Here is a 24,897-nt window from a genome sequence, read left to right as displayed (position 1 = left end):
AGGCGCAAGTTTCCTCTCATGACGCGTGTCCCAGCGGGCACCAACGGGACAATTGATGAATCCGAATTATCGCAATCTCGCGCTCTGGGCGATCATAGCGGTCCTGCTCATTGCTCTCTTCAATCTGTTCCAGACGCCGCAGACTCGCGGGGCCTCGACCGACGTTCCCTATTCGCAGTTCCTGCAAGAGGTCGCGGCCGGCCGGGTCAAGACGGTGGTCATCGCCGGCGCCCGCATCACGGGCACCTACGCCGACAACGCCAATGGCTTCCAGACCTATTCGCCTGGCGATCCGCAGCTGGTCTCGCGGCTGCAGGACAAGAACGTCACCATCAATGCGCGGCCTGAGTCGGACGGTTCCAACTCGCTGTTCAGCTATCTGATCTCCTACCTGCCGATGATCCTGATCCTTGGCGTGTGGATATTCTTCATGCGCCAGATGCAGTCCGGCTCCGGCCGCGCCATGGGTTTCGGCAAGTCGAAGGCCAAGCTTCTCACTGAGGCGCATGGCCGCGTCACCTTCCAGGATGTCGCCGGCGTCGACGAGGCCAAGGAAGATCTGGAAGAGATCGTCGAGTTCCTGCGCGATCCGCAGAAGTTCCAGCGCCTCGGCGGCAAGATCCCGCGCGGCGTGCTTCTGGTCGGCCCTCCTGGCACCGGCAAGACGCTGCTTGCGCGCTCGGTCGCCGGCGAGGCCAATGTGCCGTTCTTTACCATTTCGGGTTCCGACTTCGTCGAGATGTTCGTCGGCGTCGGCGCAAGCCGTGTCCGCGACATGTTCGACCAGGCCAAGAAGAATGCTCCCTGCATCATCTTCATCGACGAAATCGACGCTGTGGGCCGCCATCGCGGCGCCGGCCTCGGCGGTGGCAATGACGAGCGCGAGCAGACGCTGAACCAGCTGCTGGTCGAGATGGACGGCTTCGAGTCCAACGAGAGCATCATCCTGATCGCCGCCACCAACCGGCCCGACGTGCTCGATCCGGCGTTGCTGCGTCCGGGTCGCTTCGACCGCCAGGTGGTGGTGCCGAACCCCGACATCGTCGGCCGCGAGAAGATCCTCAAGGTGCATGTGCGCAACGTGCCGCTGGCACCGAATGTCGACCTCAAGGTGATCGCACGCGGCACGCCGGGCTTCTCGGGCGCCGACCTGATGAACCTGGTCAATGAATCCGCTCTGATGGCGGCGCGCCGCAACAAGCGCCTTGTCACCATGGCCGAGTTCGAGGACGCCAAGGACAAGATCATGATGGGCGCCGAGCGCCGCTCGTCGGCCATGACCCAGGCCGAAAAGGAGCTCACGGCCTATCACGAGGCCGGCCATGCCATCCTGGCGCTCAACGTGCCGTCGGCCGATCCGCTGCACAAGGCGACCATCATCCCGCGCGGCCGCGCGCTCGGCATGGTCATGCAACTGCCGGAAGGCGACCGCTATTCGATGAGCTACAAATACATGATCTCACGGCTCGCCATCATGATGGGTGGCCGCGTCGCCGAGGAGTTCAAGTTCGGCAAGGAGAACATCACCTCGGGCGCCTCCTCGGACATCGAGCAGGCGACCAAACTGGCGCGCGCCATGGTCACGCGCTGGGGCTTCTCCGACAAGCTCGGCCATGTCGCCTATGGCGACAACCAGGAAGAGGTTTTCCTCGGCCATTCGGTGGCGCGCACGCAGAACGTCTCGGAAGAGACCGCGCAGATCATCGACGCCGAAGTGCGCAGGCTGATCGACGAGGCCTATGTCACGGCCAAGTCCATTCTGACCAAGAAGAAGAAGGAATGGATCGCTCTGGCGCAGGGCCTGCTCGAATACGAGACGCTTTCGGGCGAAGAGATCAAGCAGCTGATCGCCGGGCAGAAGCCCGCGCGAGATTTGGGGGATGACACCCCCACAAGCCGCGGCTCGGCTGTGCCGAAGTCCGGCCGCCGCAAGAAGGGTCCCGAGCCCGAAGGCGGCATGGAGCCTCAGCCGTCGAGCTGAGCTGACATCACTTGATGCAAGAAAACGCCGCGGCTCAATCCGCGGCGTTTTGCTATTCAGGGTCTCTCAAAAAGCATGCGGGACGGATGCATTTGCTTTGCCGGGGCGCACACCGTCAGTCCGGCCAGCATGTTGCTTGCCCCATCTGGCCAGCGGGATCAGGGCATTGTCCAGCTCGATGCCGAATTCGGTAATCGAGTATTCGACCCTCGGCGGCACCTCGGGAAAGATTTCGCGATGGACGATGCCGTCGGCCTCCATTTCGCGCAGCTGTTGGATCAGCATCTTTTCGCTGATGTCAGGCACCAGCCGCTTCAGCTCACCGAATCGTGCCGGCGCCTTGTGAATCTGCCAGAGCAGTAGCGCCTTCCATTTGCCGCTGATGACCTCCAGCGCCGGCCCCAATCCGCAACTATCTGGCTGTTTCTTTCCCATGTTTCATCCAATTCTGAGCAATCGGTGGGTAGCTTACATTTTTGTCGGTACTTGAGAAAAACCAAGCCGGTCCATAGCTTCAAACCAGCTCGCCGGCATCGGCGAACACCACAACATCATATCGGTACCTCGCTTCGACCTGCAAAGGCCGTCGGCGGCCGGATTTTGTCAAAAAGGGATGGATCATGACACGATACGCAAACAAGAAGGCCGTTGTCATCGGCGGGACGCACGGCATGGGGCTCGCCGTTGCCGAAGCCCTGATCGAAAGCGGCGCCGAGGTCCTGGTCACCGGCCGCGACCAGCGCAACATCGAGGCCGCGCGAGTCAAGCTGTTTTCGCGAGCTCATGTCGTGCGGTCCGATATCTCAGACATGGCCGATATCGTCACGCTCGGTGCCGAAGTGGGGCAGAAGCTTGGCCAGATCGACTTCCTTCACGTCAATGCCGGGGTGGCCAATCTCGAACCCGTCGAGCGGGTCACCGAGGACAGTTACGATCGCACCTTCGACATCAACACCAAAGGCGCTTTCTTCACCGCGCAGCGCCTGCTGCCCCTCATCAGGGATGGTGGCGCCATAGTCTTCACCTCGTCGATCGCCGACGAATCCGGCACTGGCGGCATGAGCGTCTATTCCGGATCGAAGGCGGCACTGCGCGCCTTCGCCAAGGTCCTGGCCGCCGAGCTTCTGCCGCGCCGGATCCGCGTGAATGTGGTCAGCCCTGGTTTCATCGATACGCCGACGATGGGTGTGGCCGACGCGTCGGCCGAGGAGCGGGCCGCCTTCATGGCGATCGGCGACGCGGTCACGCCGATGAAGCGCCACGGCACGATGGAGGAGGTGGCGCGCGCAGTGCTGTTCCTGGCGTTCGACGCGACCTTCACCACGGGCGCGCGGCTGACCGTGGACGGTGGCCTTGGCCAGGACCTGAGCCCGACACCGGCGTAACCGCGCAACCAAACCAAGGAGAAGCAGAATGAGCGACATAACAGTGATCGGTCTCGGCGCCATGGGCACGGCGCTTGCCGAAGCCTTTCTGAACCAGGGACATGCGGTGACGGTGTGGAACCGTTCTCCGGCAAAGGCTGAGGCTTTGGCAGCCAAGGGCGCCATTGTGGCCAAGAGTGTCGAGGAAGCCGTCAGATCGAGTCCACTGATCGTGGCGTGCCTGCTTGTCTATGACACCGTTCGTGAGGTGCTCGGCCCAAGCCGAGAGGCGCTGTCGGGCCGCACATTGGTCAATCTCACCAACGGCACGCCCGAGCAGGCGCGGGCGATGTCGGGCTGGGCGGTGAGCCAAGGCGCCAGCTATATCGACGGCGGCATCATGGCGGTGCCGCCGATGATCGGCGGGCCGCACGCCCTGATTCTCTACAGCGGTTCGCGCCAGGCGTTCGATGCCTGTTCGGGGCAGCTCGGAGCGCTCGGCACCAGCAAATTCCTCGGTGAGGATGCTGGCCTCGCGCCGCTCTATGATATCTCGCTTCTGACCGGCATGTACGGCATGTTCGCGGGCGTTCTGCAGGCGTTGGCATTGACGGGCGCAGCAGGAATCCCGGCCGGCGAGTTCATGCCGCTGCTGGCCTCCTGGCTTCAGTCGATGCAAGGCCTGCTGCCGAAGTGGGCCGAACAGATCGACAGTGGCGATCACACCAGCAATGTCGTTTCCAATCTGGGCATGCAGGCTGATGCCTACGTCAATCTCATCGATGCCAGCAGGTCGGCTGATGTCAGCACCGAACTCGTCCTGCCGATGCAAAGCCTGATGAAGCGCGGGGTGGCTGCCGGCCAGGCCAATGCCGATCTTACAAGCCTGGTCGCACTGCTCCAGCTCTCGAAACAAGGCGCTTGACGGGGCAAGACCCGAGAGAAGGCCCGCCAACCTTGCGGTTGGGGGCCTTCGATCTTCAAACGCTGCTGGTCGATCAGCTCTTCAGCTTGGCGTTGCAGAGGCTGTAATAGCCGCCGCCCTTCTGGATCCAGCGAAGGCCGTTCAACGTACCCGCGTCCTTGTTGCCGTGGTAGCCCTGCAGGCAGGTCTTCATCCGCGCCTTCGAGGGCTTCTCGGTCTTGAATTCGGCGGCGAGGGTGGTCGGGAATGTCACGCCCGTCGGCGCTACAGCGGGGGCGATCCCCGCGCTGGCTTCCTTCTCCGGCTGCGGCTGGGTTTTGACCGCATCCGTACTGGCACTCTCCGCAGCTGACGTCGCGCATTTCTCGGTGCGGAAAGCGGTCCAATCCATGCCGTTCAGAGTGCCGCCTTCCTTGGCTGTGCGATAGGCCTCGCCGCATTCCTTCATCGTCAGTGCGCTTGCAGGGGCGACGCTCCAAGCAATCCATGCCGTCACAGCCAATGCCGCCAATTTCAATCTGGACATAAGACCCTCCTGGTTGACAAAAGTTCGATGTCCTTTTGTATACCATTTGTTCTGCATATGTTCAATTGGAATCTTTGCGCCAACCATAAGTCTGCGGTGGGCAGTGTGGGCGAATAGATGATGCCAACACCTTCCGCGATATGTAAACGCGAGCAACGCCAGGTGTTTTCGAGCGCAATAAAAAGGCCCGCGCATGTTGCGATGCGCGGGCCTCTGTCTGGAGAATATGGCTACGCGATCAGCTCTTCAGCTTGGCATTGCAGAGGCTGTAGAAGCCGCCGCCCTTCTGGATCCAGCGCAGGCCATTCAGCGTGTTGGCATCCTTGTTGGCGTAGTAGAGCTCGAGGCAGGTGTGCATGCGGCCCTTGGCCGGCGTCTCGCCGGCGTATTTCTTCGAGATCGCGGCCGGGAACTTCACGCCCTTGGGAGCGGTGACCGAGGGCTTCTCGGGCTCGCTGGTATAGGTCGCCTCGCTCGGAGCGGGCACGGTGTCGTCGTCATCTGCGCCTGCGCCGCATTCGGCCTTGCGGAAGTCGTTCCACTTCTTGCCGCCCAGAGCATTGGCAGACTTGGCAGCCTGGTACTTGGCGCTGCAATCGGCCATGCTCAGGCCCTTGCCGCTGCTGTCGGCAGCTGCCTTGGTGGTTGCCTTGGCGGGTGCTGCCGCGGCCGAGGCCCCGGCGGCGCATTCGGTCTTGCGGAAGTCGTTCCACTTTGCGCCATTGAGCGTACCGGCGGCCTTTGCCGCCTGGTATTTGGTGCTGCATTCCTTGGCCGTCAGGCCCTTAGCGCCATCGTCGGTTGTGGCTGCGGCCTTGGTCGTGGCCTTGGCCGGTTTTGCCGCGGCGGAAGCGCCGGCGGCGCATTCGGTCTTACGGAAGTCGTTCCACTTCGCGCCATTGAGCGTACCGGCGGCCTTGGCAGCCTGGTATTTAGCGCTGCATTCCTTGGCCGTCAGACCCTTGGCGCCGTCATCAGCAGCGGCGGCGGCCTTGGTCGTGTCCGTCTTGGCCGCAGCGGCCTTCTTGGCCGCCGGCTTTGCGGTCTCGGTGGTGGCCGCCGCGTCGGTGCCGCACTCGGCCTTCCGATACTGATTCCAGGTCTGCCCGTTCAGCGTGCCGGCGTCCTTGGCGGCATTATACTTGGTACTACACTGGGCCATGGTCAGCGCGTTGGCGGGCGCCGCCATGAACAAGGTTGCGACGGCAAGACCCGTCAAAGTTGCAAGTCGGTGGATGAGCATGGCGATTCTCCCGTTGCTGCGCCCATAGGTTGTACCTGTGTCAATCAATAGCTCTCAACGCTAGGCTGCGCCAGATGCTAAACGGCGTTCTCCCGATAAGGTGATGGACCCTTGCGATCTGCCCCTCCAACAGTCCGGCTTACCGGCCCAATCTGCGCAGTGTGGCCCAGTGTGAATGCTATATTGCGGCAACACCGTGTCATGATACGCTGCCAACGCTCCGAACAGCCTGCTACAATGATTTTCTAAGAATTGGTAATATACAATCACACAATGTGATAGTCGGGCTCGGACCAATTGTGGCACTACGAGCCGGCTGAAAACCGACGGGGATTCTGGCAAGCATGGCAGGACGTTATTTTGGCACCGACGGCATTCGCGGGCGCGCCAACAAGTTTCCGATGACGGCTGAGATCGCGATGCGGGTCGGCATGGCCGCCGGCCTGTCGTTCCAGCGCGGCAGCCATCGCCACCGCGTCGTGCTCGGCAAGGACACCAGGCTGTCCGGCTACATGATCGAAAACGCCATGGTGTCCGGCCTGTGCGCGGCCGGCATGGATGTGTTCCTGCTCGGCCCGATCCCGACACCGGCGGTCGCCATGCTGGTGCGCTCGCTGCGCGCCGATATCGGCGTCATGATCTCGGCCTCGCACAACCCTTATTACGACAACGGCATCAAGCTGTTCGGTCCCGATGGCTACAAGCTCTCCGACGAGATCGAGGAGCGCATCGAGAGCATGCTCGACAAGGATATCGAACTGGCGCTCGCCGATTCCGACGGGCTCGGCCGCGCCAAGCGCGTCGACGGCGTGCATGACCGCTACATCGAATTCGCCAAGCGCACGCTGCCGCGCTCAATGTCGCTGTCGGGTCTCAGGATCGTCGTCGATTGCGCCAACGGCGCGGCCTACAAGGTGGCGCCAGCAGCACTTTGGGAACTGGGCGCCGAGGTCATTGCCATCAATGTCGATCCGAACGGTTTCAACATCAACAAGGAATGCGGCTCGACCCATCCGGCCGGCCTGCAGAAGAAGGTGCATGAAGTGCGCGCCGATATCGGCATCGCACTCGACGGCGATGCCGACCGTGTCGTCATCGTCGACGAGAACGGCACCATCGTCGACGGTGACCAGATCATGGCGCTGATCGCCGAGTCCTGGCACCAGAGCGGGCGACTGGCCGGCGGCGGCGTCGTCTCGACGGTGATGTCCAATCTCGGCCTCGAACGCTTCCTTGGCGACATGAAGCTGCAGCTGCATCGCACCAAGGTCGGCGACCGCTATGTCGTGGAACATATGCGCGCGCACGGGTTGAATGTCGGCGGCGAGCAGTCGGGCCACATTGTGCTGTCCGATTTCTCGACCACTGGCGACGGGCTGGTCTCGGCTCTGCAGGTGCTGGCCTGCATCAAGCGGCAGAACCGGCCGGTCAGCGAATTGTCGAAGAAATTCGAGCCGGTGCCGCAGCTGTTGAAGAATGTCCGCATCGCCGGCGGCAAGCCGCTTGAGGAAGCCACGGTCAAGGCGGTGATCGAAGACGCGCGCAACCGTCTCGGCAAGGCCGGCCGCCTGGTCATACGGCCCTCCGGCACCGAGCCGCTGATCCGCGTCATGGCCGAGGGCGACGACCCACAGCTGGTCGAGGCCGTGGTCAACGACATCGTCGACATTATTTCGGAAACGCGCAGCGCCGCCTGATTGCGCTGCGTCCAACGGCAGGGGCGAACTGCCGGCTCAAGACTTCAAGCCCGCCTGCAGGCGGGCTTTTTGTTTCGGCCAGGGTTGGTCCCAGCGTTATGCCGGGGGAGACTGTTTGCTAAAATGTCGAGAATTCGTGGTTAATCGACAGGGTTAAACGCCTTTTAACTTTTCCAATTCATTATCCACAACTGAGGTCAATCACATTCGGGCAAGTTGGACTTTCCCGACGGTTCTCAGGGGTGACAAACATGTTCAATACAGCAAAAAAGGCCCTCCTTGCCGCGCTGTTCGCAGGTGTGGCCGGGCCAGTATTCGCCGCCGATCTGGCGGAGCCGCCGGTGGTCGAAGAGGCGCCGGCGCCGATCGCCTACGAGCAGCCGGCCGATTTCGGCGGCTGGTACATCCGCGGCGACATCGACTATCATAAATCGGATTTGCGCGGCATCGACTATATCACCTACGGGCCGCCTCCCGGCAGCAATGTTTTCGATTCCGGCGAGCTTAAGGGCGGCTTCTCACTCGGCGCCGGTATTGGCTACAAGATCAACGATCATTTCCGTACCGACCTGACAGCCGACTATTGGTTCGCTTCGGACTTCAACGGATCAACCAACGATGGCGTTACGACCTCGGTCGAAGTGTCGAAAATGAGCGCATTGCTGCTCTTGGCCAACGCATATTACGATATCGGCACCTGGCACGGCATCACGCCTTATGTTGGCGCTGGCATCGGCGGCGCGCACGTCAAATGGGATACCGTCCACGACCCGAACACAACCGAGACCAACCCCGGGTCGAAGAATTGGCGCTTTGCCTACGCGCTCATGGCCGGCGCGTCCTATTGCCTTACCGACAGGGTGATCCTGGATGCCGGCTATCGCTACTCTCACATTGAGGGGGGCCGCATGTTCGACTTCGACGTGAGCAGTTCCGGGCCCGGCTTCGACCATGGCATCAACACACATGAGGTACGAGGCGGTCTGCGCTATCAGTTCGGCGGCAATAATGGTTGCACATCGCCGGAGCCCTACGTTCCAGAGCCGGAGCCGATCTACACCAAGTAGTCGCTTCGAAATCCAGGAATTCGCGAACCGCCCGGTCTTGCCGGGCGGTTTTCGTTTGCCGATGCTTGCGCGTTTTCAACCGGCCGCGTGTGCCGAAGAAACCCAATTGAAATCAATTCGGTACGCCGCGTTATCCTTAACCCTGACTTAACCACTATGGTTAACAATGCTTGGTGAAACGGCGCTTGCGATCAAAATGACGGGCGCCAATTTCAGGAGCCGGGGACCCATGAATTTCAAATCGCTGACAGCGCCGGCGCTCGCCGCACTCGTCCTTGTGCCGCTGACGCCGGCGCAGGCCGCGGACTACGATCCGCCGATCTATGTCGATCAGGCGCCGGACTATCAACCGGTCGAGGTCGGCTCGGGCTGGTATCTGCGCGGCGACGTCTCTTATCTGGCGCAGAAGAGCTACGAGGATCAGGATTTCACCTTCGCCCCCGCGAGCTTCAGCGAGAAGCAGGATCCGGCCTTTGCCAGCATCGGCTTCGGCTACCACTTCAACGACTATCTGCGCGGCGACGTCAATCTTGGCTATCTGCCCGGCAACAAGATCGGCGTCGGCTTTGACGATTCGGCGACGCCGCCGCCGGGTGGTGCGACCATCGCGTCGGCATCGCTGCAAAATTATTCCCTGTCGGGCATGGTCAATGGCTATGTCGATCTCGGCACTTATGTCGGGATCACGCCCTACCTCGGCGCCGGCATTGGGCTGGTCCGGAGCAAATACAAGCTGTCGGCGAGTTACTTCACCGACAATGTCGACCCTACGGATGATTTCGTCCGGAACGACAACAAGACCCAGTATTCCCTCGCCTACACGCTGGATGCGGGCCTGGCCTATCAGGTGACCAAGAATGTTTCTGTAGATCTCGGCTACCAGTACTTCTCCGCGCCGGATGCCGAATATGTCACGGCCGAGAGCCTGACCTCCTATCCGATCCGCAAGGGCATCAGCAATCATCAGGTCAAGCTCGGCCTGCGCTACGACCTCTGGTAGGAAGCTTGCTGTTCGGAAGCCCAACGGCGGATCTCTTCGATCCGCTGTTTGCGTTTTAGCCCACGACATGCTGATCCCGTATCGCCGGTATCCCGCTAGCGACAAAAACTTTCCTCTTGACGCCTGAGGGCTGAACGCATATCGCCGTCCGTGGGCCACCCCTCCCCAACGAGGGGCCACTATCTGGAAGGATAGACCACGATGACGACGCATACGAAGCCCGGACTCCGTCCGGCAAACCCCAATTTCTCCTCAGGTCCCTGCGCAAAACGCCCCGGCTGGTCGGTCGAGGCACTGAAGAATGCTGCGCTCGGCCGTTCCCACCGCGCCAAGATCGGCAAGACCAAGCTCGAACAGGCGATCGAGCTGACGCGCGAGATTCTCCAGGTTCCGGCCGATTACCGCATCGGCATCGTGCCGGCGTCGGACACGGGTGCTGTCGAGATGGCGCTGTGGTCGCTGCTCGGTGAACGCGGTGTCGACATGGTGGCATGGGAAAGCTTTGGCTCCGGCTGGGTCACCGACGTGGTCAAGCAGCTGAAGCTCGCCGATATCAGAAAGGTCGAGGCAGGCTATGGCGAACTGCCGGATCTCACCAAGATCGATTTCGACCGCGATGTGGTCTTCACCTGGAACGGCACGACCTCAGGCGTGCGCGTGCCGAATGGCGATTTCATTCCAGCCGACCGCAAAGGCCTGACCATCTGCGACGCGACCTCGGCCGCATTCGCGCAGAGGCTCGATTTCCAGAAGCTCGATGTCGTCACCTTCTCCTGGCAGAAAGTGCTGGGCGGCGAGGGCGCACACGGCATGCTGATCCTGTCGCCGCGCGCCGTCGAGCGACTGGAAACCTACAAGCCGGCGTGGCCGCTGCCGAAAATCTTCCGCCTGACCTCGGGCGGCAAGCTGATTGAAGGCATCTTCAAAGGCGAGACCATCAACACACCGTCGATGCTGTGCGTCGAGGACTATCTCGATGCGCTTCAATGGGCAAAGTCGATCGGCGGTCTCGATGCGTTGATTGCCAGAGCCGATGCCAATGCCGCCATGCTCGATGGCTTTGTCGACAAGTCGTCCTGGCTCGGCCATCTCGCGGTCGATGCGGCGACACGGTCCAACACGTCCGTATGTCTGTCCTTCACCGACGCCGATGTCGCGGCGCTCGACGGCGACGGGCAGGCGGCCTTCGCCAAGGCGATCGTCTCTGTGCTCGACAAGGAAGGCGTCGCCTACGACATCGGCTCTTATCGTGACGCACCTTCCGGTCTGCGCATCTGGTGCGGCGCCACCGTCGAGACCTCCGATCTCGAAGCGCTGCTGCCCTGGCTCGACTGGGCCTTCGCCACGCAGAAGGCGTCGCTGAAGGCCGCAGCCTGAGATTTCGTGGCGGCCTGCGGTCGCCATTTCCCGACAATCCAATTCAAGGAGGCCGCCATGGCGCCCCGCGTTCTCGTCTCTGACAAACTCTCCACCACCGCCGTCCAGATATTCAAGGACCGCGGCATCGAGGTCGACTATTTGCCCGATCTCGGCAAGGACAAGGAAAAGCTGCTCGAAGTCATCGACCAGTATGATGGTCTTGCCATCCGCTCGGCGACCAAGGTCACGGAAAAACTGATCAACGCCGCGACAAGACTCAAGGTCGTCGGCCGCGCCGGCATCGGTGTCGACAATGTCGACATCCCCGCGGCGAGCCGCAAGGGCATCATCGTGATGAACACGCCTTTCGGCAATTCGATCACCACGGCCGAACATGCGGTGGCGATGATCTTTGCACTCGCCCGGCAGATCCCGGAGGCCAATGCCTCGACCCATGCCGGCAAATGGGAAAAGAACCGCTTCATGGGCGTCGAGATCACCGGCAAGACGCTGGGCGTCATCGGCTGCGGCAATATCGGCTCGATCGTTGCCACGCGCGGCGTCGGCCTGAAGATGCATGTCGTTGCCTTCGATCCGTTCCTGTCGGACAAGCGCGCCGAGGAACTCGGCGTCGACAAGGTCGAGCTGGACGAGCTTTTCGCCCGCGCCGATTTCATCACGCTGCACACGCCGCTGACTGACAAGACGCGCAACATCATCGACGCGGCGGCGATCGCCAAGATGAAGAACGGCGTGCGCATCATCAATTGCGCGCGTGGCGGGCTCATCGTCGAAGCCGACCTGGTCGCGGCGCTGAAGAGCGGCAAGGTGGCGGGCGCCGGCGTCGATGTGTTCGAGGTCGAACCGGCGGAAAACAACACGCTGTTCGGCATGGAAAATGTGGTGGCAACGCCGCATCTCGGCGCCTCGACAGCGGAAGCGCAGGAAAATGTTGCGCTGCAAGTAGCCGAGCAGATGGCCGACTATCTGATCAAGGGTGCGGTTTCGAATGCCATCAACATGCCCTCGATCACGGCCGAGGAAGCACCGCGGCTGAAGCCGTTCGTCAAGCTCGCCGAAGTGCTCGGCGCCTTTGTCGGCCAGGTCACCGAGGACCCGATCAACGAGGTCGAGATCCTGTTCGACGGTTCGACCGCGACGATGAACACGCGCGCCCTGATCAGTGCGACGCTCGCCGGGCTGATCCGACCTCAGGTCGCCGACGTCAATATGGTGTCGGCGCCGATCATGGTGAAGGAGCGCGGCATCATCGTCGCCGAGGTCAAGCGGGACAAGTCGGGGGTGTTCGACGGCTACATCAAGCTGACGGTCAAGACGGAGCACATGACACGCTCGATCGCTGGCACCTGCTTCTCCGACGGCAAGCCGCGCTTCATCCAGATCAAGGGCATCAATCTCGACGCCGAGGTCGGCCAGCACATGCTCTACACAACCAATGCCGATGCGCCCGGCATTATCGGCCTGCTCGGCACGGTGTGCGGTGAGAACGGCGTCAACATCGCCAACTTCCAGCTCGGCCGCAACCGGCCGGGCGGCGACGCCATCGCGCTGCTCTATCTCGATGCGCCGTTCCCGGAGAAAGTGCTGGAACAGGTCAAGGCGCACAAGTCCATCGACTCGGCCAAGCGGCTGCAGTTCGACGTCAACGCAATGTAGTTGACGGCGTGGCGGATGCGACGGTCCTCCCCCCATCATTGGGCGGCCGTCGCAGAGGCCGGTTCAGGGCAATTCGTCTGAGCCGTCGGAGACGCCCACGCGATGCCGATAGACCAGTTCCCAGCCCTTCCACCCTGTAAACAGCAGGATCAGAACCACGATCAGCGATAAGATAAAGCCGGTCGGGATCACAGCCGCCGCTCCACCGACATAACGCGAGTACCAGTTATAAAGCTCGATCAGCACGACGAGCACGTTGCCGCCGGCATGGAGCCATGCCGTCGTGAGATTGCGGATCTGAACATCGCCGAGAACGTCCGTCAGGCCGGTAAGAGCGGCCAAGGCGCCCATGATCAGGCCGGCGCCGAGAAGCCAAAGCGATCCGGTGACCCACCCGGGATCGGCTGTTTGCCAGAAAATCAGATCGCAAACGAAGGTGCCGACAAAGAAGGCGATCGGAAACGGAATCAGCATTGGATGAATGGGGTGACCGGCAATGCTTGCTGTGCTGCGAGGGTTATGGCTCATCTTGTTGCCTCCCACGCAAGCAAACTCCGCCAGAGGTAAAATGTTCCAGGTCGGCGCGCGGCAGCAGTTATCGCGACGGCGGCGCAGCGCGGCAGCAGCCAAATGTTATCCGCGGCGGTCCGGGGCCGCCATCTTGCGCCCGCTGTATTCGGCGAGCGAAATGCCGCCCAGCACCAGGGCGAGCGCCAGCGCCTGGTAGAGCTGGAATGTCTCGCCGACGATCAGCACTGACAGCAGCGTGCCGAAGATCGGCACCAGATTGATGAACAGCCCGGCACGGTTGGCGCCGATCAGTTCGTTGCCCCTGATGTAAGTGATCTGCGAAATGACCGAAGCGCCGATCGCGGTATAGACGATGACCAGCCAGCCGCTGATATCGGGGACGATAACCTTGCCGGCGGCGACCTCCCACAGGAAGAACGGCAGCGAGGTGATGAGGGCAGCGATCGCCAGGGACAACATCAGGCTCTGCCAGCGCATCACCGGCTTCAGCCGCAGCCCGACCGAATAACCGCTGTAGAGGACGACCGCGACCAGCATGATGGCGTCGCCGAAATTGAGTTCCAATGTGAGCAGCCGGCGCGGATCGCCGTGGCAGGCAGTCAAGATGACGCCGAAGATGGTCAGCACCACGCCCGCAATCTGAGCCCAGCTCACGCGCAGGCGGAAGAAGAAGAAATTGGCAATGATGATCAAGACCGGCATCGCCGCCTGTTCGATCGAGACATTGATCGCCGTCGTGTAGTTGAGCGCGGTGTAAAAAATGGTGTTGAACAGAGTGAAGCCGCTGGCGCCAAGTGCAGCCAGGACGAACCAGTGTTTGCGCACCACCGGCCAGTCCTCCCTGATCGTGCGCCAGCCGATCGGCAGCAGGATCGCGACGGCCAGCACCCAGCGCAGGAAGACCAGCGTCATCGGCGAGACGTGATCGACCGCCAGCTTGCCGGCGACGGAATTGCCGCCCCACAACAAGGTGGTCAGCAGCAGGAACAGGTAGGCGCGTCGATGCATTGCGGGATTCCGGCCGCTTGGGGAGTTGTGTTTGCCGGCCTATTGCCCCCGCCGACGCAAGTAAATGATGTCAAAGCCGAAAATTGTTGTGCCTCAGGGCATTTTCGGCGGCAAAGAAAGGTCGCGCTTGCGAGGTCTTGACGTTATAGAGGCCTGTCGTTTCGAACCATATCCAGGCCGCCAGGGCGGCATCTCAAGGGAAAAGAAACATGGCCAATGTGGTGGTCGTCGGCTCGCAATGGGGCGACGAAGGCAAGGGCAAGATCGTCGACTGGTTGTCGGAGCGCGCCGACGTGGTCGTGCGCTTCCAGGGCGGCCACAATGCCGGCCATACGCTGGTCGTCGACGGCAAGGTCTACAAACTGTCGCTGCTGCCGTCGGGCGTGGTGCGGCAAGGCAAGCTGTCGATCATCGGCAATGGCGTCGTCTTCGACCCGCACGCCTTTGTCGCGGAAGTGGCAAAACTCAAGGCGCAAGGCGTCGAGGTCACGCCGGACCGCCTGAAAATAGCCGAAAACACGGCGCTTATCCTGTCGCTGCACCGGGAGCTGGACGGATTCCGCGAGGACGCCGCCTCCAATTCCGGGACGAAAATTGGCACGACGCGTCGTGGCATCGGCCCAGCCTATGAAGACAAGGTGGGCCGGCGCGCGGTTCGGGTGATGGATCTGGCGGATTTGGAAACGCTGCCTCTCAAGGTCGACAGGCTGCTGACGCATCACAATGCGCTGCGTCACGGGCTTGGCCATGGCGAAGTCACGCATGAGGCGATCATGACCGAGCTGACCTCGGTCGCCGATGAGATCCTGCCCTATATGGACCGCGTCTGGAAAATCCTCGACGACAAGCGCCGCGCCGGCGAACGCATCCTGTTCGAGGGCGCGCAAGGCACGCTGCTCGACATCGACCACGGCACCTATCCGTTCGTCACCTCGTCCAACACCGTTGCCGGCCAGGCAGCCGCCGGCTCGGGGGTGGGCCCCGGCGCCATCGGCTATGTCCTGGGCATCACCAAGGCCTATACGACGCGTGTCGGCGAAGGCCCGTTCCCGACCGAGCAGAAGAACGAGATCGGCGAATTTCTCGGTACGCGTGGCCACGAATTCGGCGTCGTCACCGGGCGCAAACGCCGTTGCGGCTGGTTCGACGCCGTGCTGGTGCGCCAGGCCGTCGCCGTCAACGGTATCAAGGGCATCGCCCTGACCAAACTCGACGTGCTCGACGGGCTGGATGAGATCAAGGTCTGCACCGGCTACCGTCTCGACGGCGAAACGATCGACTATCTGCCGGCCAGCCAGGGCGCGCAGGCGCGTGTCGAGCCGGTCTACGAGACGCTCGAAGGCTGGAAAGGCACCACAGCCGGCGCGCGCAGCTGGAACGACCTTCCGGCGCAGGCCGTCAAATATGTCCGTTACATCGAGGAGCTGATCGGGGCACCCGTCGCGCTCCTTTCCACCAGCCCGGAACGGGACGACACGATACTTGTGACCGATCCGTTTCAAGACTAGTTTTCTGAAGCCTTTCCGGGCATCGCGGCCGATTTGCGGGGGCCGGCGCGGAAACAAAATACAGGTCGACTGAAGCATGGCAGATTTCGTTGCTATTCTGAAAAAGGCGCTCGACAAGCACGGCGACGAAACGCCCGAAAAGCGTACGCGGATCTATGAAAGCGTTCGTACCATGCTGGCGAAGAAGCTTGCGGAGTATTCGCCGCCGCTGGCCGCCGAAGCCATAAGCACGCAGAAGCGATCCCTGGAAGATGCCATCTCGAGCGTCGAGCGCGACTATGCCAGGGCGGTGCCGGCATCCGATCCGCTGGCGGAGCTGGAGCACATCTTCTCCTCCATAGACCGCAACAAGAACCAGTCCAGTCATGTAAAGCCTTCCGCCACGCCTGCGCCGGCCTGGCAGCCGGCGAAACCCGTGCAGCCGGCGCCGACCGCCAGGACAGAGCCGAGCTGGCAGAGGCCCGCGCCGACACCGCCGTCGCCTGCGCGTGCAGAAACCATCGACAAGCAAGCCGTGGAGCTGGACGCCGACGACGACAGCGCCGATGTGTTCGCCAATGACGAGCAGCCGGTCGCGGACACGTTCCAGCGCCTGCGCCCAGCCGAGCGCAGGCGCAGCTATGGCGGGTTGATCGCGGCTGTCGTCGCGCTTCTGGTGGTCGCCGGCGGCGGCTATGGCATCTGGCTGAACAAGGATGCCTTTGGCTCGATGCTGGGCCTCGGCGGCGACACCAAGACGGTCTCGACCGAACCGCTGGTAAAGCCGGCGCCGGCCAAGCCCGCGGCCGATGCACCGGCACCGGCCGCTGCCGGCGAGGGAACGAAGTTCACCCAGCGCCTGTCGCCCGAAGGCGGTGAAACCGACCCCGGTCCCGCGGCCGGTCAAAGCGGCATCGGCGAGGGCGAGTCCGTCGCCGCGCTGACCACACCGCCACCCCCGGCTCCAGCGCCACCTGCGGCTCCAGCGCCTGCGACCCCGCCGGCCGGCGACGCCGCAGCCACGGGCGCGCCCGCCGCGCCGGCGCCCGACGCTTCCGCCACGCCACCGGCAACGCCGCCCGCCGATGGCGCCGCTCCGCCGCCCAATGGGGCAGCACCGGCTGATGCCGCCGCCACGCCGCCCGCGACCGGCACGCCGCCCGCGGCGCCGGCGGCCGCCGCTTCCGAGCCCACCGTTGCGGTCGGCCAGAAGGCGATCTTCTACGAGGAACGCACCTCGACCGCGCAAGGATCGGCCGAACCCGGCAGCATCGTCTGGTCGCTGGTGCAGGAATCCCCCGGCGGCGACCTGCCGCCTGAGCCGGCGATCCGCGCCGAGGCGACCATTCCCGGCAAGGACATCCAGCTGCGCATGACCATCCGCCGCAATACCGACCAGACGCTGCCGGCCAGCCACATCATCGAGATGATCTTCCTGACGCCCGAGGGCTTTGACGGCGGTGGCGTCGACAACATCCTGCGCGTCGCCATGAAGAGTTCGGAACAGGATGCCGGCAGCCCGCTGATCGGCATTCCGGCCAAGATCGCCGACGGCTTCTTCCTGGTGGCGCTCAACGACACCAAGGCCGACGAGGACGCCAATATGACCTTGCTTCGAGGCCAGGACTGGATCGACGTGCCGGTGGTCTACAAGACCGGACGCCGGGCGCTGCTGACCATGGAAAAGGGCATTCCGGGCGAGAAGGTGTTCGACGAGGCGCTGAAGGCCTGGCAGGCCAAGACGGCAGGTTGACGGGCGGCAGTAGCGGCTGCCTTCGCTCAGAAGCCCTGGAACAGCATGTCGAGCGCGGCGACGATGTCGTCGTGATGTCTAGAAAGGTTTCCCTCTGGCATCCGCAATTCGGACGCGCTGAAGGCCGACACAAACTGTGTGACCATCACAAGATCTTTGCCGTTTATAGCGAAGGTCGGGTTCAGGCGGCGGCCAGGAAGCGGGGCAATCTCGGGCGGCATCAAAGGAACGACCACCCTCGTGCTCAGCCCTTCAAGCATATCTGACTGCACGTCGAGAAGATAACCGTCGCTCTCGGTACTCCGATAGAAATCGTAACGCGCCATCAGAACGGCCGGTGTTTAGCCAATGGCAGTCCGTTCTTTCGGACATATTCGTTGGAGCTTTCGATGGCTTCCCAGTTTTCTTCTTGCCATCGACGCGTTTTCTCCGCCGCAATCGCTTTCGCGATCCCTGCTTCGGCAGCGCGGGAGATGTTGATGCCCAACGCTTTGGCGTCCTTGATCAACTGAGAGTCAATGGACGTGTTGACAGAGGTCCGCTGAGTTTTTGGCGTCGATTGAAGCACGGAGATGCCTCCTTTCATGCGCACAATATACGCGCATAAAAGACCGCAGGCAATGCTACCCCTCCATCTCCTCACGCAGCATTTCCAGCTCCAGCCACTCTTCCTCGAGTGCGGCCAGCGTGGCGCGTTCCTTGTCGAGGGCGGCGATGGTCTTTTGGAACGAGGCCGGGTCGCGCTCGTAATAGGCGGGATCGGCAATGTTGTTTTCCAACCGCGAGATCGAGGCCATTACCGCCTCGATCTTCTTGGGCAAGGATTCCAGGGCGAATTTCTGCTTGAACGACAGTTTCTTCGACGGCCCTTTTGGCGCTGCCGGCTCGCTCTTGCCCGGCGCCGGCGCATCGCTGGTTTCGGCCTTGGCGCGCGCCTTGCGGTCGTCGAGCCGGGTGCCGCCGCGCTGCGCCAGCATGTCGGAATAGCCACCGGCATATTCGATCCAGCGGCCGCCTCCGTCCGGGGCGATGATGCTGGTGACGGTGCGGTCGAGGAAGTCGCGGTCGTGGCTGACCAGGATGACCGTGCCGGCAAAGCCGGCGACAAGTTCCTGCAACAGTTCCAGCGTCTCCATGTCGAGATCGTTGGTCGGCTCGTCGAGCACCAGAAGGTTGGCCGGCCGCGCCAGAACACGCGCCAGGAGCAGCCGCGCCCGTTCGCCGCCGGACAGCTCGCGCACCGGGGTGCGCGCCTGTTCCGGCTTGAACAGGAAATCCTTCATGTAGGACACGACATGGCGCTGCTCGCCATTGATGACGAGGTTTTCGCCGCGCCCGTCCGTGAGATACTGCGCCAGGGTCTCGGCCGGATCGACCGCCTCGCGCTTCTGGTCGAGCGTGGCGATTTCCAGATTGGTGCCGAGCCGCACCGAGCCGGCGTCGGGCTTCATCTCGCCGGTAAGCATCTTCAACAGCGTCGTCTTGCCGGCGCCGTTCGGCCCGACAAGGCCGACGCGATCGCCGCGCTGGATGCGGGTCGAGAAGCTTTTGACCACGGTGAGGTCGCCAAAGCTCTTTTCGATGTTCTTGGCCTCGATCACCAGCTTGCCGGATTCGGCGGCGTCGCTGGCCACCATGGTGGCCGAGCCCTCGGCGCCGCGATGGCCGCGAAAACGCTGGCGCATGGTCTGCAGTTCGCCCAGGCGGCGCATGTTGCGTTTGCGGCGAGCCGTCACGCCATAGCGCAGCCAATGCTCCTCGCGCACGATCTGGCGGCCGAGCTTGTGCTGTTCGCGCTCTTCCTCTTCCAGCACAAGGTCGCGCCATTCCTCGAAATGGCCAAAGCCCTTGTCGAGGCGGCGAGTCTGGCCACGGTCGAGCCAGACGGTGGCGCGCGAGACGCGTTCGAGGAAGCGACGGTCGTGCGAGATGACGATCAGCGCCGAAGATGTCCGGACAAGCTCTTCTTCCAGCCATTCGATGACCGACAAATCGAGATGGTTCGTCGGCTCGTCAAGCAGGAGAATATCGGGTTCGGGCGCCATGACGCGGGCAAGTGCTGCGCGGCGCGCCTCGCCGCCGGAGAGATCGTTGGGGTTCTCCGCGCCGGCGAGGCCGAGATGCTCCATCAGATATGTGGCGCGGTAGGGATCGTCGGCAGGCCCAAGCCCGGCCTCGACATAGGCACGCACATTGGCAAAGCCGTCCATGTCGGGCATTTGCGGGAGATAGCGCACCGTTGCCGAAGGCTGGCGGAAGACCTCGCCGTCTTGCGGCTCGATCAGACCGGCGGCAATCTTCAGGAGCGTCGACTTGCCGGAGCCGTTGCGGCCGACGAGCGCGATCTTGTCACCGGCGGACGCCGTCAGTTCGGCGCCATCGAGCAGCGGCGTGCCGCCAAAGGTCAGTCTTATGCCGTCGAGGTTGAGAAGGGGCGGGGCCATGTCAGCTTTCAGGCAAGGGGTAGGGGTGGGCGAGCAGCAGCGCGCGGCCATGGCCGAGCTCGATTTCGAGGCCGCCCCCGGTCTTGTTGGACTTGACCTCGTTCGAGATGGTCAGCGACGAGCCGAACACGACCTCGACATGGTCGAGCGGCCACTTCGCGCCGGACACGGTGAGGCCCGAAAGATCGGAAAAGCCGAGCACCGAAAACAGCGTTCCGTCGGCATAGTCGAAGCCGGCCTTGCCAGGCAGCAGAGGGGCGCCTTCCTGCGCTCCGCTGGTCAACAGCACTTTTGTGCCGGCCTCGGCCAGCCGCAGGCTGAGCGCCAGATGGAGGAAGGCGTGGTCGGCGCGCTTGCCGCCGAAAGCGCCGGCCAGCACCAGGCTGGTGGCGCCGCGTTCCAATGCCGCCGCGATCGCCAGTTCGCCATCGGTCTTGTCCTTTTCGGGAGGAAACACCTCCCGCGGCACGGCGGCGAGATCGGCAGGCAGGTCCGCCGGCACGGAATCGAAATCGCCGACCCACAGCTCCGGCATCAGGCCGAGCAGGCGGGCATGATCGATGCCGGCGTCTGCGGCGATGACGCGCGTGCCCGCGACCTGGCGGTCGAGCCGCGGCGTGCGGACGAGATCGCCGCCAAGCAGGATGGTGAATGTGCTCATATCCGCTGGCCCTTACCAGCCCCGCCGACGAAACGGAAGGCCGAGCGGCACCGTCACTCTTTGTTGGAGCATGATCTTTTTCCGGAAACGGATTCCACTTTCCGGATCATGCTCGGGCAAACTTCCACTTGCGTGGCACCTTGGCCGGGCCTATGTGTCGAAACGCTCTAACGGGGTGCCGGACGCGATCTTCGCGGACCGGCTGAGAGGCAGTCTCGCCAACCCGCTGAACCTGATCCGGTTTGTACCGGCGGAGGGATTAGACGCTTCGGACAGCCCGACGCCTCAATTCCTTTCAACACGAATGAAGGAGGCGCCGATGCGCATGTTTTTGTCCCGTCTTGTCCCAGCGCTGGGGCTTGCTGTTTCGCTACTGGCAAGCTCTGCGTCCGCGCAGGAAAAGCTCACGATCTATACCTATGAGAGTTTCACTGCCGACTGGGGTCCGGGCCCCCAGGTGAAGAAGGAATTCGAGGCCGAGTGCGGCTGCAGCGTCGACTTCGTCTCGGTGGCCGACGGCGTCGCGCTGCTCAACCGCGTCAAGCTCGAAGGTGCCTCGACCAAGGCCGATATCGTGCTTGGTCTCGACACCAACCTCACCGCGGAAGCCAAGGCTTCCGGCCTGTTTGTCCCACATGGCGCGGTGGCTGAAAACAACGTGCCGGGCGGCTGGAGCGACGACACTTTCGTGCCCTATGACTTTGGTTATTTCGCCGTCGTCTACGACACCGAAAAGCTGAAGAGCCCGCCGAAGAGCCTGAAGGAACTGGTCGAGGGCGATGCCGCCGACAAGATCGTCATCCAGGATCCGAGGACGTCGACGCCGGGCCTCGGCCTGCTGCTGTGGGTCAAGTCGGTCTATGGCGACAAGGCGCCGGAAGCCTGGGCCAAACTCAAGGGCAAAGTGCTGACGGTGACGCCGGGCTGGAGCGAGGCCTACGGCCTGTTCACCAAGGGCGAGGCGCCGATGGTGCTGTCCTATACGACGTCGCCGGCCTACCACATGGTGGCCGAGAACACCGGGCGCTACCAGGCGGCCTCGTTCGAGGAAGGCGAGTATCTGCAGGTCGAGGTCGCCGGCATCACCACCACGGGCGCGAAGAACCCGCTGGCGGCGAAGTTCCTGGCCTTCATGACCGGGCCGAAATTCCAGGATGTCATTCCGGAGACCAACTGGATGTTCCCGGCCGGGAAAACCGACAAGCCGCTCAATCCGGCTTTTGATAGGCTGGTCAAGCCGGCGAAGACCTTGCTGTTCAGCCCGGAAGAGGTCGCGGCAAATCGCAAGGCCTGGGTGGATGAATGGCTGGCGGTGATGAGCAATTAGGAATTCAGGATGGCGCTTGAACGCCCCCCTCTGGCCTGCCGGCCATCTCCCCCGCAAGGGGGGAGATCAAGCGCTCGGAAGCTTTCGCCAACCTCCAACGCTGCGAGGATGGGGCGGGGAGCGAAGCTGCTAATGTCCCCCCTTGCGGGGGAGATGGCCGGCAGGTCAGAGAGGGGTGGGCGGGAACTCGACTTCCGTGAAATATTTGCGTCAGCAGCGAACGTGCGCCGTAGGGTTGGATAGCGCGAAATGCGTGCGCACTATCCCTCTGACCCCCGTATCACGGCCGGCATTGTCGCGCTTGCGGCAATCGCGCTGCTGATCGGTGGCGCCTTCGCCGGCCTTATCCGCGAAGGCGCGCACGACCTTTCCGGCGCCGCGTCCGCCTTTGACCTCTATCTCCTGCGCGTTGTCCGCTTCACGCTCTGGCAGGCTGCGCTCTCGACTCTGCTTTCCGCCGTACCGGCGCTCTTCGTCGCCCGGTCGCTGTCGCGGCATCCGCGCTTCTTCGGACGCGGCTTCATCCTGCAGCTTTTCACTGTGCCCCTTGCCTTGCCGGCAATTGTCGGAGCGCTGGGGATACTGGCGCTCTATGGCCGCGCCGGTTATTTCGCCGCGATCGGTGGCCAGAGCTGGCCCGACATCTATGGGCTGCCAGGCATCCTCGTCGCCCACGTCTTCTTCAACCTGCCGCTGGCCACCCGGCTGTTCCTCGAAGCGCTGGGAACGGTGCCGGCCGATCAATGGCGGCTGGCGAGCCAGCTCGGCATGGGGGCGAGGCCAGCCTTCCGGCTGATCGAGTGGCCGGTGCTGCGCGCCGCGCTGCCGGGCGTCGCCGGGCTTGTCTTCATGCTTTGCATCACCTCCTTCACCATCGTGCTGATCCTCGGCGGCGGGCCGGCGGCGACGACGCTGGAAGTCGCCATCTATCAGGCGCTGCGTTTCGACTTCGATCCGGCGCGAGCGGTGACGCTGACGTTGCTGCAGATCGCGCTGACTTTTGCCGTCATGCTGGCGCTGACGCGGCTCGGCGCCAATGTGACCGGCGACGCCAATTTGCCTGTCGCGCCGCGCCGCTATCACTTGGCCGGCAAAGCAGAAACAGCGTTCAACGCCGTCCTGATCGTGCTCGCCTTGCTGTTCGTCGCCGGACCAATGGCGGCCACCGTCGCGTCCGGCCTCGGCGCCGATCTCGGCCGGCTGGCGGGCGAGAGTGCCGTGCGTCAGGCGACCCTGACCAGCGCCGGTCTCGCCCTCTCGGCGGCGCTACTTTCGGTGGCGCTGTCGCTGTCGCTGATCATGGCTCGGCGGGCACTGTCGCTGCGCCGCCGGTCCAGTGCCCGTTCATTGCTCGAACATGCCACCGACACCGGCGCCGGCTTCGTCCTCGTCGTGCCGCCCATTGTCATCGGCGCCGGCTGGTTTCTCCTGCTGCGCACGGTCAGCGATGTCTTTGCCATCGCGCCGGTCATGGTCGTCACCGTCAATGCGGTGATGGCGATGCCCTTTGCCATCCGCGCGATGCGCCCGGCCTATGATGCGGCGAGCGAGCGCCACGAAAAGCTGTGCGCGCAGCTCGGCATTGCGGGCTGGAACCGGCTGCTTCTGGTCGACTGGCCATCGCTCCGGCGGCCGCTGGCCACCGGCTTTGCCTTCGCCATGGCGCTGTCGCTCGGCGATCTCGGCGTCATCGCGCTGTTCGGCAGCGATTCGGTGCAGACCTTGCCCTATCTCCTGCTGGCGCGCATGGGCAGCTATCGCACGGCCGATGCTGCCGGGCTGGCTTTGCTGCTCGGGGCGGTCTGCCTTGCATTGGTGGTCGCGGCAGACTGGCTGGGACGGGGAGAGAGATCGTGACGTCCGCTGTGGAGAAAGGCACGACTGTCCGGCTGGACAAGGTCTCGTTCAGCTATGGCGAAACGTCATTCCTGTTCGATGTCGAATTCGATACATCGAAGATCACCGCCATCATGGGGGCAAGTGGTTCGGGCAAATCGACCTTGCTCAATCTGGTGGCTGGTTTCGAGACGCCAGAGTCCGGTCGTGTGCTGATCGGCGGCGCCGATGTCGGCGCCGAGCCGCCTTCGGTGCGGCCGGTGTCGATGGTATTCCAGGAAAACAATCTGTTTGCTCATCTCTCGGTGGAGAAGAATGTCGGGCTCGGCCGCTCGCCATCGCTCAACCTGACCGACGCCGATCGCGCCGCAATCGCCGAGGCGCTTGACCGCGTCGGCCTGGCCGGCAAGGAAATGCGCCTGCCGCGCGAACTCTCCGGCGGCGAAAGGCAGCGCGTGGCGCTCGCCCGCGTTCTGGTGCGCGACCGGCCAGTGCTGCTGCTCGACGAGCCGTTCGCTTCGCTCGGGCCAGCACTGCGCGACGACATGCTCGACCTGGTGGCCGGCGTTCATGCCGAGCGGGCGATGACGGTGCTGTTCGTCACGCATCAGCCGGAAGACGCTCGCCGTATCGGCGAGCAGATGGTTTTTCTGGACAATGGCAGGGTTGCCGCGACGGGACCTGCCGGCGATTTTTTCGACGGCACTGGCCCTGAAGCGTTTCGGCGCTATATCGGCCGAAGTTCGGGCGGATCACGCGATATTGCCCGGAAGCGGACATAATTTACGACCAAACCGGCTACAGGTGATGTGGCGCTTGCTTGCCATGGTCCAGTCGATGTGGCTAGGTCCGCTTAGTACTGGTCCGGCACGAGCCGTGATTTGCCCCTACAGCGCCGCACCCGGCCGGATGCGTAAACGCTGTAGGTTTTTTGATGTGTGCAGGATTGCCGACGAAAACCGATTTTTCGCTGGCGCGGACCCCGGTCCAAATCATGCGCCGAGAGCTGAA

22 protein-coding genes and 1 riboswitch are annotated in these 24,897 nt (G+C 63.1%); of the genes, 13 read left to right on the top strand and 9 right to left on the bottom strand.

The features are described from left to right. Window positions 1-55 precede the first annotated feature (55 nt). Window positions 56-1,981 (top strand): ATP-dependent zinc metalloprotease FtsH, encoded by a 1,926-nt coding sequence (gene ftsH / locus NKI31_RS17620; RefSeq protein ID WP_023673598.1) that lies wholly within the window; start codon window positions 56-58, stop codon window positions 1,979-1,981. Window positions 1,982-2,047: 66 nt separating this feature from the next. Here the strand turns inward: ftsH and NKI31_RS17615 are convergent, their stop codons facing one another. Continuing rightward, window positions 2,048-2,386: a winged helix-turn-helix transcriptional regulator gene (locus NKI31_RS17615; protein ID WP_352652205.1), complete on the bottom strand. Its 339-nt coding sequence runs from the start codon at window positions 2,384-2,386 to the stop codon at window positions 2,048-2,050. Window positions 2,387-2,601: 215 nt separating this feature from the next. Between NKI31_RS17615 and NKI31_RS17610 the strand changes: the two genes are divergently transcribed. Beyond that, complete coding sequence (locus tag NKI31_RS17610; protein ID WP_352652204.1) at window positions 2,602-3,366, top strand: SDR family oxidoreductase; 765 nt, start codon at window positions 2,602-2,604, stop codon at window positions 3,364-3,366. Window positions 3,367-3,394: 28 nt separating this feature from the next. Continuing rightward, entirely contained in the window at window positions 3,395-4,270 is an 876-nt protein-coding gene (locus NKI31_RS17605; protein WP_502899149.1) for an NAD(P)-dependent oxidoreductase, read from the top strand. Window positions 4,271-4,343: 73 nt separating this feature from the next. Here NKI31_RS17605 and NKI31_RS17600 read toward each other — a convergent pair whose 3' ends face one another. Next, window positions 4,344-4,796 (bottom strand): hypothetical protein, encoded by a 453-nt coding sequence (locus tag NKI31_RS17600; protein WP_352652272.1) that lies wholly within the window; start codon window positions 4,794-4,796, stop codon window positions 4,344-4,346. Window positions 4,797-5,034: 238 nt separating this feature from the next. After that, window positions 5,035-6,039: a hypothetical protein gene (locus NKI31_RS17595; RefSeq protein WP_352652203.1), complete on the bottom strand. Its 1,005-nt coding sequence runs from the start codon at window positions 6,037-6,039 to the stop codon at window positions 5,035-5,037. Window positions 6,040-6,383: 344 nt separating this feature from the next. On the opposite strand from NKI31_RS17595, the gene glmM reads away from it, so the two are divergent. The 5 genes from glmM to serA all read left to right on the top strand — a co-directional run bounded on the left by glmM (window position 6,384) and on the right by serA (window position 12,839). Then, entirely contained in the window at window positions 6,384-7,736 is a 1,353-nt protein-coding gene (glmM, locus tag NKI31_RS17590) for a phosphoglucosamine mutase (RefSeq protein WP_023673591.1), read from the top strand. Window positions 7,737-7,987: 251 nt separating this feature from the next. Continuing rightward, window positions 7,988-8,803 (top strand): outer membrane protein, encoded by an 816-nt coding sequence (locus NKI31_RS17585; RefSeq protein WP_023684191.1) that lies wholly within the window; start codon window positions 7,988-7,990, stop codon window positions 8,801-8,803. Window positions 8,804-9,032: 229 nt separating this feature from the next. Further along, window positions 9,033-9,803, top strand: a complete 771-nt coding sequence (locus NKI31_RS17580) for an outer membrane protein (protein WP_023684192.1) — start codon at window positions 9,033-9,035, stop codon at window positions 9,801-9,803. A 201-nt stretch (window positions 9,804-10,004) separates the two neighbouring features. Then, window positions 10,005-11,180, top strand: a complete 1,176-nt coding sequence (locus tag NKI31_RS17575) for a phosphoserine transaminase (RefSeq protein WP_352652202.1) — start codon at window positions 10,005-10,007, stop codon at window positions 11,178-11,180. Between the two features lie 57 nt (window positions 11,181-11,237). Further along, window positions 11,238-12,839, top strand: coding sequence for a phosphoglycerate dehydrogenase (gene serA / locus NKI31_RS17570; protein WP_352652201.1), 1,602 nt, complete (start codon window positions 11,238-11,240; stop codon window positions 12,837-12,839). A 63-nt stretch (window positions 12,840-12,902) separates the two neighbouring features. Here the strand turns inward: serA and NKI31_RS17565 are convergent, their stop codons facing one another. Both NKI31_RS17565 and NKI31_RS17560 read right to left on the bottom strand, forming a co-directional pair. After that, window positions 12,903-13,367, bottom strand: coding sequence for a DUF2231 domain-containing protein (locus tag NKI31_RS17565; protein WP_352652271.1), 465 nt, complete (start codon window positions 13,365-13,367; stop codon window positions 12,903-12,905). A 105-nt stretch (window positions 13,368-13,472) separates the two neighbouring features. Then, window positions 13,473-14,378 carry a DMT family transporter gene (locus NKI31_RS17560; protein WP_352652200.1) on the bottom strand — a complete coding sequence of 302 codons (906 nt, stop codon included), beginning with the start codon at window positions 14,376-14,378 and terminating at the stop codon, window positions 13,473-13,475. Between the two features lie 209 nt (window positions 14,379-14,587). Between NKI31_RS17560 and NKI31_RS17555 the strand changes: the two genes are divergently transcribed. Both NKI31_RS17555 and NKI31_RS17550 read left to right on the top strand, forming a co-directional pair. Beyond that, window positions 14,588-15,886 (top strand): adenylosuccinate synthase, encoded by a 1,299-nt coding sequence (locus tag NKI31_RS17555; protein ID WP_352652199.1) that lies wholly within the window; start codon window positions 14,588-14,590, stop codon window positions 15,884-15,886. A gap of 76 nt (window positions 15,887-15,962) precedes the next feature. Further along, on the top strand, window positions 15,963-17,618 hold the full coding sequence (locus NKI31_RS17550; RefSeq protein ID WP_352652198.1) for a hypothetical protein: 1,656 nt from the start codon (window positions 15,963-15,965) through the stop codon (window positions 17,616-17,618). Window positions 17,619-17,644: 26 nt separating this feature from the next. Here the strand turns inward: NKI31_RS17550 and NKI31_RS17545 are convergent, their stop codons facing one another. The 4 genes from NKI31_RS17545 to NKI31_RS17530 are packed head-to-tail and all read right to left on the bottom strand — an operon-like array spanning window position 17,645 to window position 20,723. Then, window positions 17,645-17,944: a CcdB family protein gene (locus tag NKI31_RS17545; protein ID WP_023673676.1), complete on the bottom strand. Its 300-nt coding sequence runs from the start codon at window positions 17,942-17,944 to the stop codon at window positions 17,645-17,647. Next, window positions 17,944-18,186: a type II toxin-antitoxin system CcdA family antitoxin gene (locus NKI31_RS17540; RefSeq protein ID WP_031215587.1), complete on the bottom strand. Its 243-nt coding sequence runs from the start codon at window positions 18,184-18,186 to the stop codon at window positions 17,944-17,946. The genes NKI31_RS17545 and NKI31_RS17540 overlap by 1 nt, the downstream gene beginning before the upstream one ends. A gap of 55 nt (window positions 18,187-18,241) precedes the next feature. After that, a complete protein-coding gene (locus NKI31_RS17535) occupies window positions 18,242-20,062 on the bottom strand; it encodes an ABC-F family ATP-binding cassette domain-containing protein (RefSeq protein WP_352652197.1) in 1,821 nt (606 codons plus the stop codon). A gap of 1 nt (window position 20,063) precedes the next feature. Then, window positions 20,064-20,723: a thiamine diphosphokinase gene (locus tag NKI31_RS17530; RefSeq protein ID WP_352652196.1), complete on the bottom strand. Its 660-nt coding sequence runs from the start codon at window positions 20,721-20,723 to the stop codon at window positions 20,064-20,066. A gap of 161 nt (window positions 20,724-20,884) precedes the next feature. Beyond that, window positions 20,885-20,999, top strand: a riboswitch (TPP riboswitch). Between the two features lie 43 nt (window positions 21,000-21,042). Here NKI31_RS17530 and thiB point away from each other — a divergent pair. The 3 genes from thiB (at window position 21,043) to thiQ (ending at window position 24,668) form a co-directional block, all read left to right on the top strand. Continuing rightward, window positions 21,043-22,050, top strand: a complete 1,008-nt coding sequence (gene thiB / locus NKI31_RS17525; protein ID WP_352652195.1) for a thiamine ABC transporter substrate binding subunit — start codon at window positions 21,043-21,045, stop codon at window positions 22,048-22,050. A gap of 249 nt (window positions 22,051-22,299) precedes the next feature. After that, complete coding sequence (gene thiP / locus NKI31_RS17520) at window positions 22,300-23,907, top strand: thiamine/thiamine pyrophosphate ABC transporter permease (RefSeq protein WP_352652194.1); 1,608 nt, start codon at window positions 22,300-22,302, stop codon at window positions 23,905-23,907. Next, window positions 23,904-24,668 carry a thiamine ABC transporter ATP-binding protein gene (gene thiQ, locus NKI31_RS17515; RefSeq protein ID WP_352652193.1) on the top strand — a complete coding sequence of 255 codons (765 nt, stop codon included), beginning with the start codon at window positions 23,904-23,906 and terminating at the stop codon, window positions 24,666-24,668. The genes thiP and thiQ overlap by 4 nt, the downstream gene beginning before the upstream one ends. The last annotated feature ends 229 nt before the right edge of the window (window positions 24,669-24,897 follow it).

Origin of the sequence: Mesorhizobium sp. M0659 (assembly GCF_040320605.1) — a bacterium.
In the GTDB taxonomy this organism is placed as follows: Bacteria; Pseudomonadota; Alphaproteobacteria; order Rhizobiales; family Rhizobiaceae; genus Mesorhizobium.
This window is presented reverse-complemented; position numbering and strand designations above follow the sequence as displayed.

What these genes read in the sequence shown, in the direction of transcription:
- thiP (WP_352652194.1), top strand. Translation starts at nt 22,300, where the DNA reads ATGCGTGCGCACTATCCCTCTGACCCCCGTATCACGGCCGGCATTGTC.
- serA (WP_352652201.1), top strand. Translation starts at nt 11,238, where the DNA reads ATGGCGCCCCGCGTTCTCGTCTCTGACAAACTCTCCACCACCGCCGTC.
- NKI31_RS17560 (WP_352652200.1), bottom strand. Translation starts at nt 14,378, where the DNA reads ATGCATCGACGCGCCTACCTGTTCCTGCTGCTGACCACCTTGTTGTGG.
- NKI31_RS17535 (WP_352652197.1), bottom strand. Translation starts at nt 20,062, where the DNA reads ATGGCCCCGCCCCTTCTCAACCTCGACGGCATAAGACTGACCTTTGGC.
- thiB (WP_352652195.1), top strand. Translation starts at nt 21,043, where the DNA reads ATGCGCATGTTTTTGTCCCGTCTTGTCCCAGCGCTGGGGCTTGCTGTT.
- NKI31_RS17610 (WP_352652204.1), top strand. Translation starts at nt 2,602, where the DNA reads ATGACACGATACGCAAACAAGAAGGCCGTTGTCATCGGCGGGACGCAC.
- NKI31_RS17550 (WP_352652198.1), top strand. Translation starts at nt 15,963, where the DNA reads ATGGCAGATTTCGTTGCTATTCTGAAAAAGGCGCTCGACAAGCACGGC.
- NKI31_RS17605 (WP_502899149.1), top strand. Translation starts at nt 3,395, where the DNA reads ATGAGCGACATAACAGTGATCGGTCTCGGCGCCATGGGCACGGCGCTT.
- NKI31_RS17545 (WP_023673676.1), bottom strand. Translation starts at nt 17,944, where the DNA reads ATGGCGCGTTACGATTTCTATCGGAGTACCGAGAGCGACGGTTATCTT.
- ftsH (WP_023673598.1), top strand. Translation starts at nt 56, where the DNA reads ATGAATCCGAATTATCGCAATCTCGCGCTCTGGGCGATCATAGCGGTC.
- NKI31_RS17555 (WP_352652199.1), top strand. Translation starts at nt 14,588, where the DNA reads ATGGCCAATGTGGTGGTCGTCGGCTCGCAATGGGGCGACGAAGGCAAG.
- NKI31_RS17585 (WP_023684191.1), top strand. Translation starts at nt 7,988, where the DNA reads ATGTTCAATACAGCAAAAAAGGCCCTCCTTGCCGCGCTGTTCGCAGGT.
- glmM (WP_023673591.1), top strand. Translation starts at nt 6,384, where the DNA reads ATGGCAGGACGTTATTTTGGCACCGACGGCATTCGCGGGCGCGCCAAC.
- NKI31_RS17580 (WP_023684192.1), top strand. Translation starts at nt 9,033, where the DNA reads ATGAATTTCAAATCGCTGACAGCGCCGGCGCTCGCCGCACTCGTCCTT.
- NKI31_RS17600 (WP_352652272.1), bottom strand. Translation starts at nt 4,796, where the DNA reads ATGTCCAGATTGAAATTGGCGGCATTGGCTGTGACGGCATGGATTGCT.
- NKI31_RS17595 (WP_352652203.1), bottom strand. Translation starts at nt 6,039, where the DNA reads ATGCTCATCCACCGACTTGCAACTTTGACGGGTCTTGCCGTCGCAACC.
- NKI31_RS17530 (WP_352652196.1), bottom strand. Translation starts at nt 20,723, where the DNA reads ATGAGCACATTCACCATCCTGCTTGGCGGCGATCTCGTCCGCACGCCG.
- NKI31_RS17565 (WP_352652271.1), bottom strand. Translation starts at nt 13,367, where the DNA reads ATGAGCCATAACCCTCGCAGCACAGCAAGCATTGCCGGTCACCCCATT.
- NKI31_RS17575 (WP_352652202.1), top strand. Translation starts at nt 10,005, where the DNA reads ATGACGACGCATACGAAGCCCGGACTCCGTCCGGCAAACCCCAATTTC.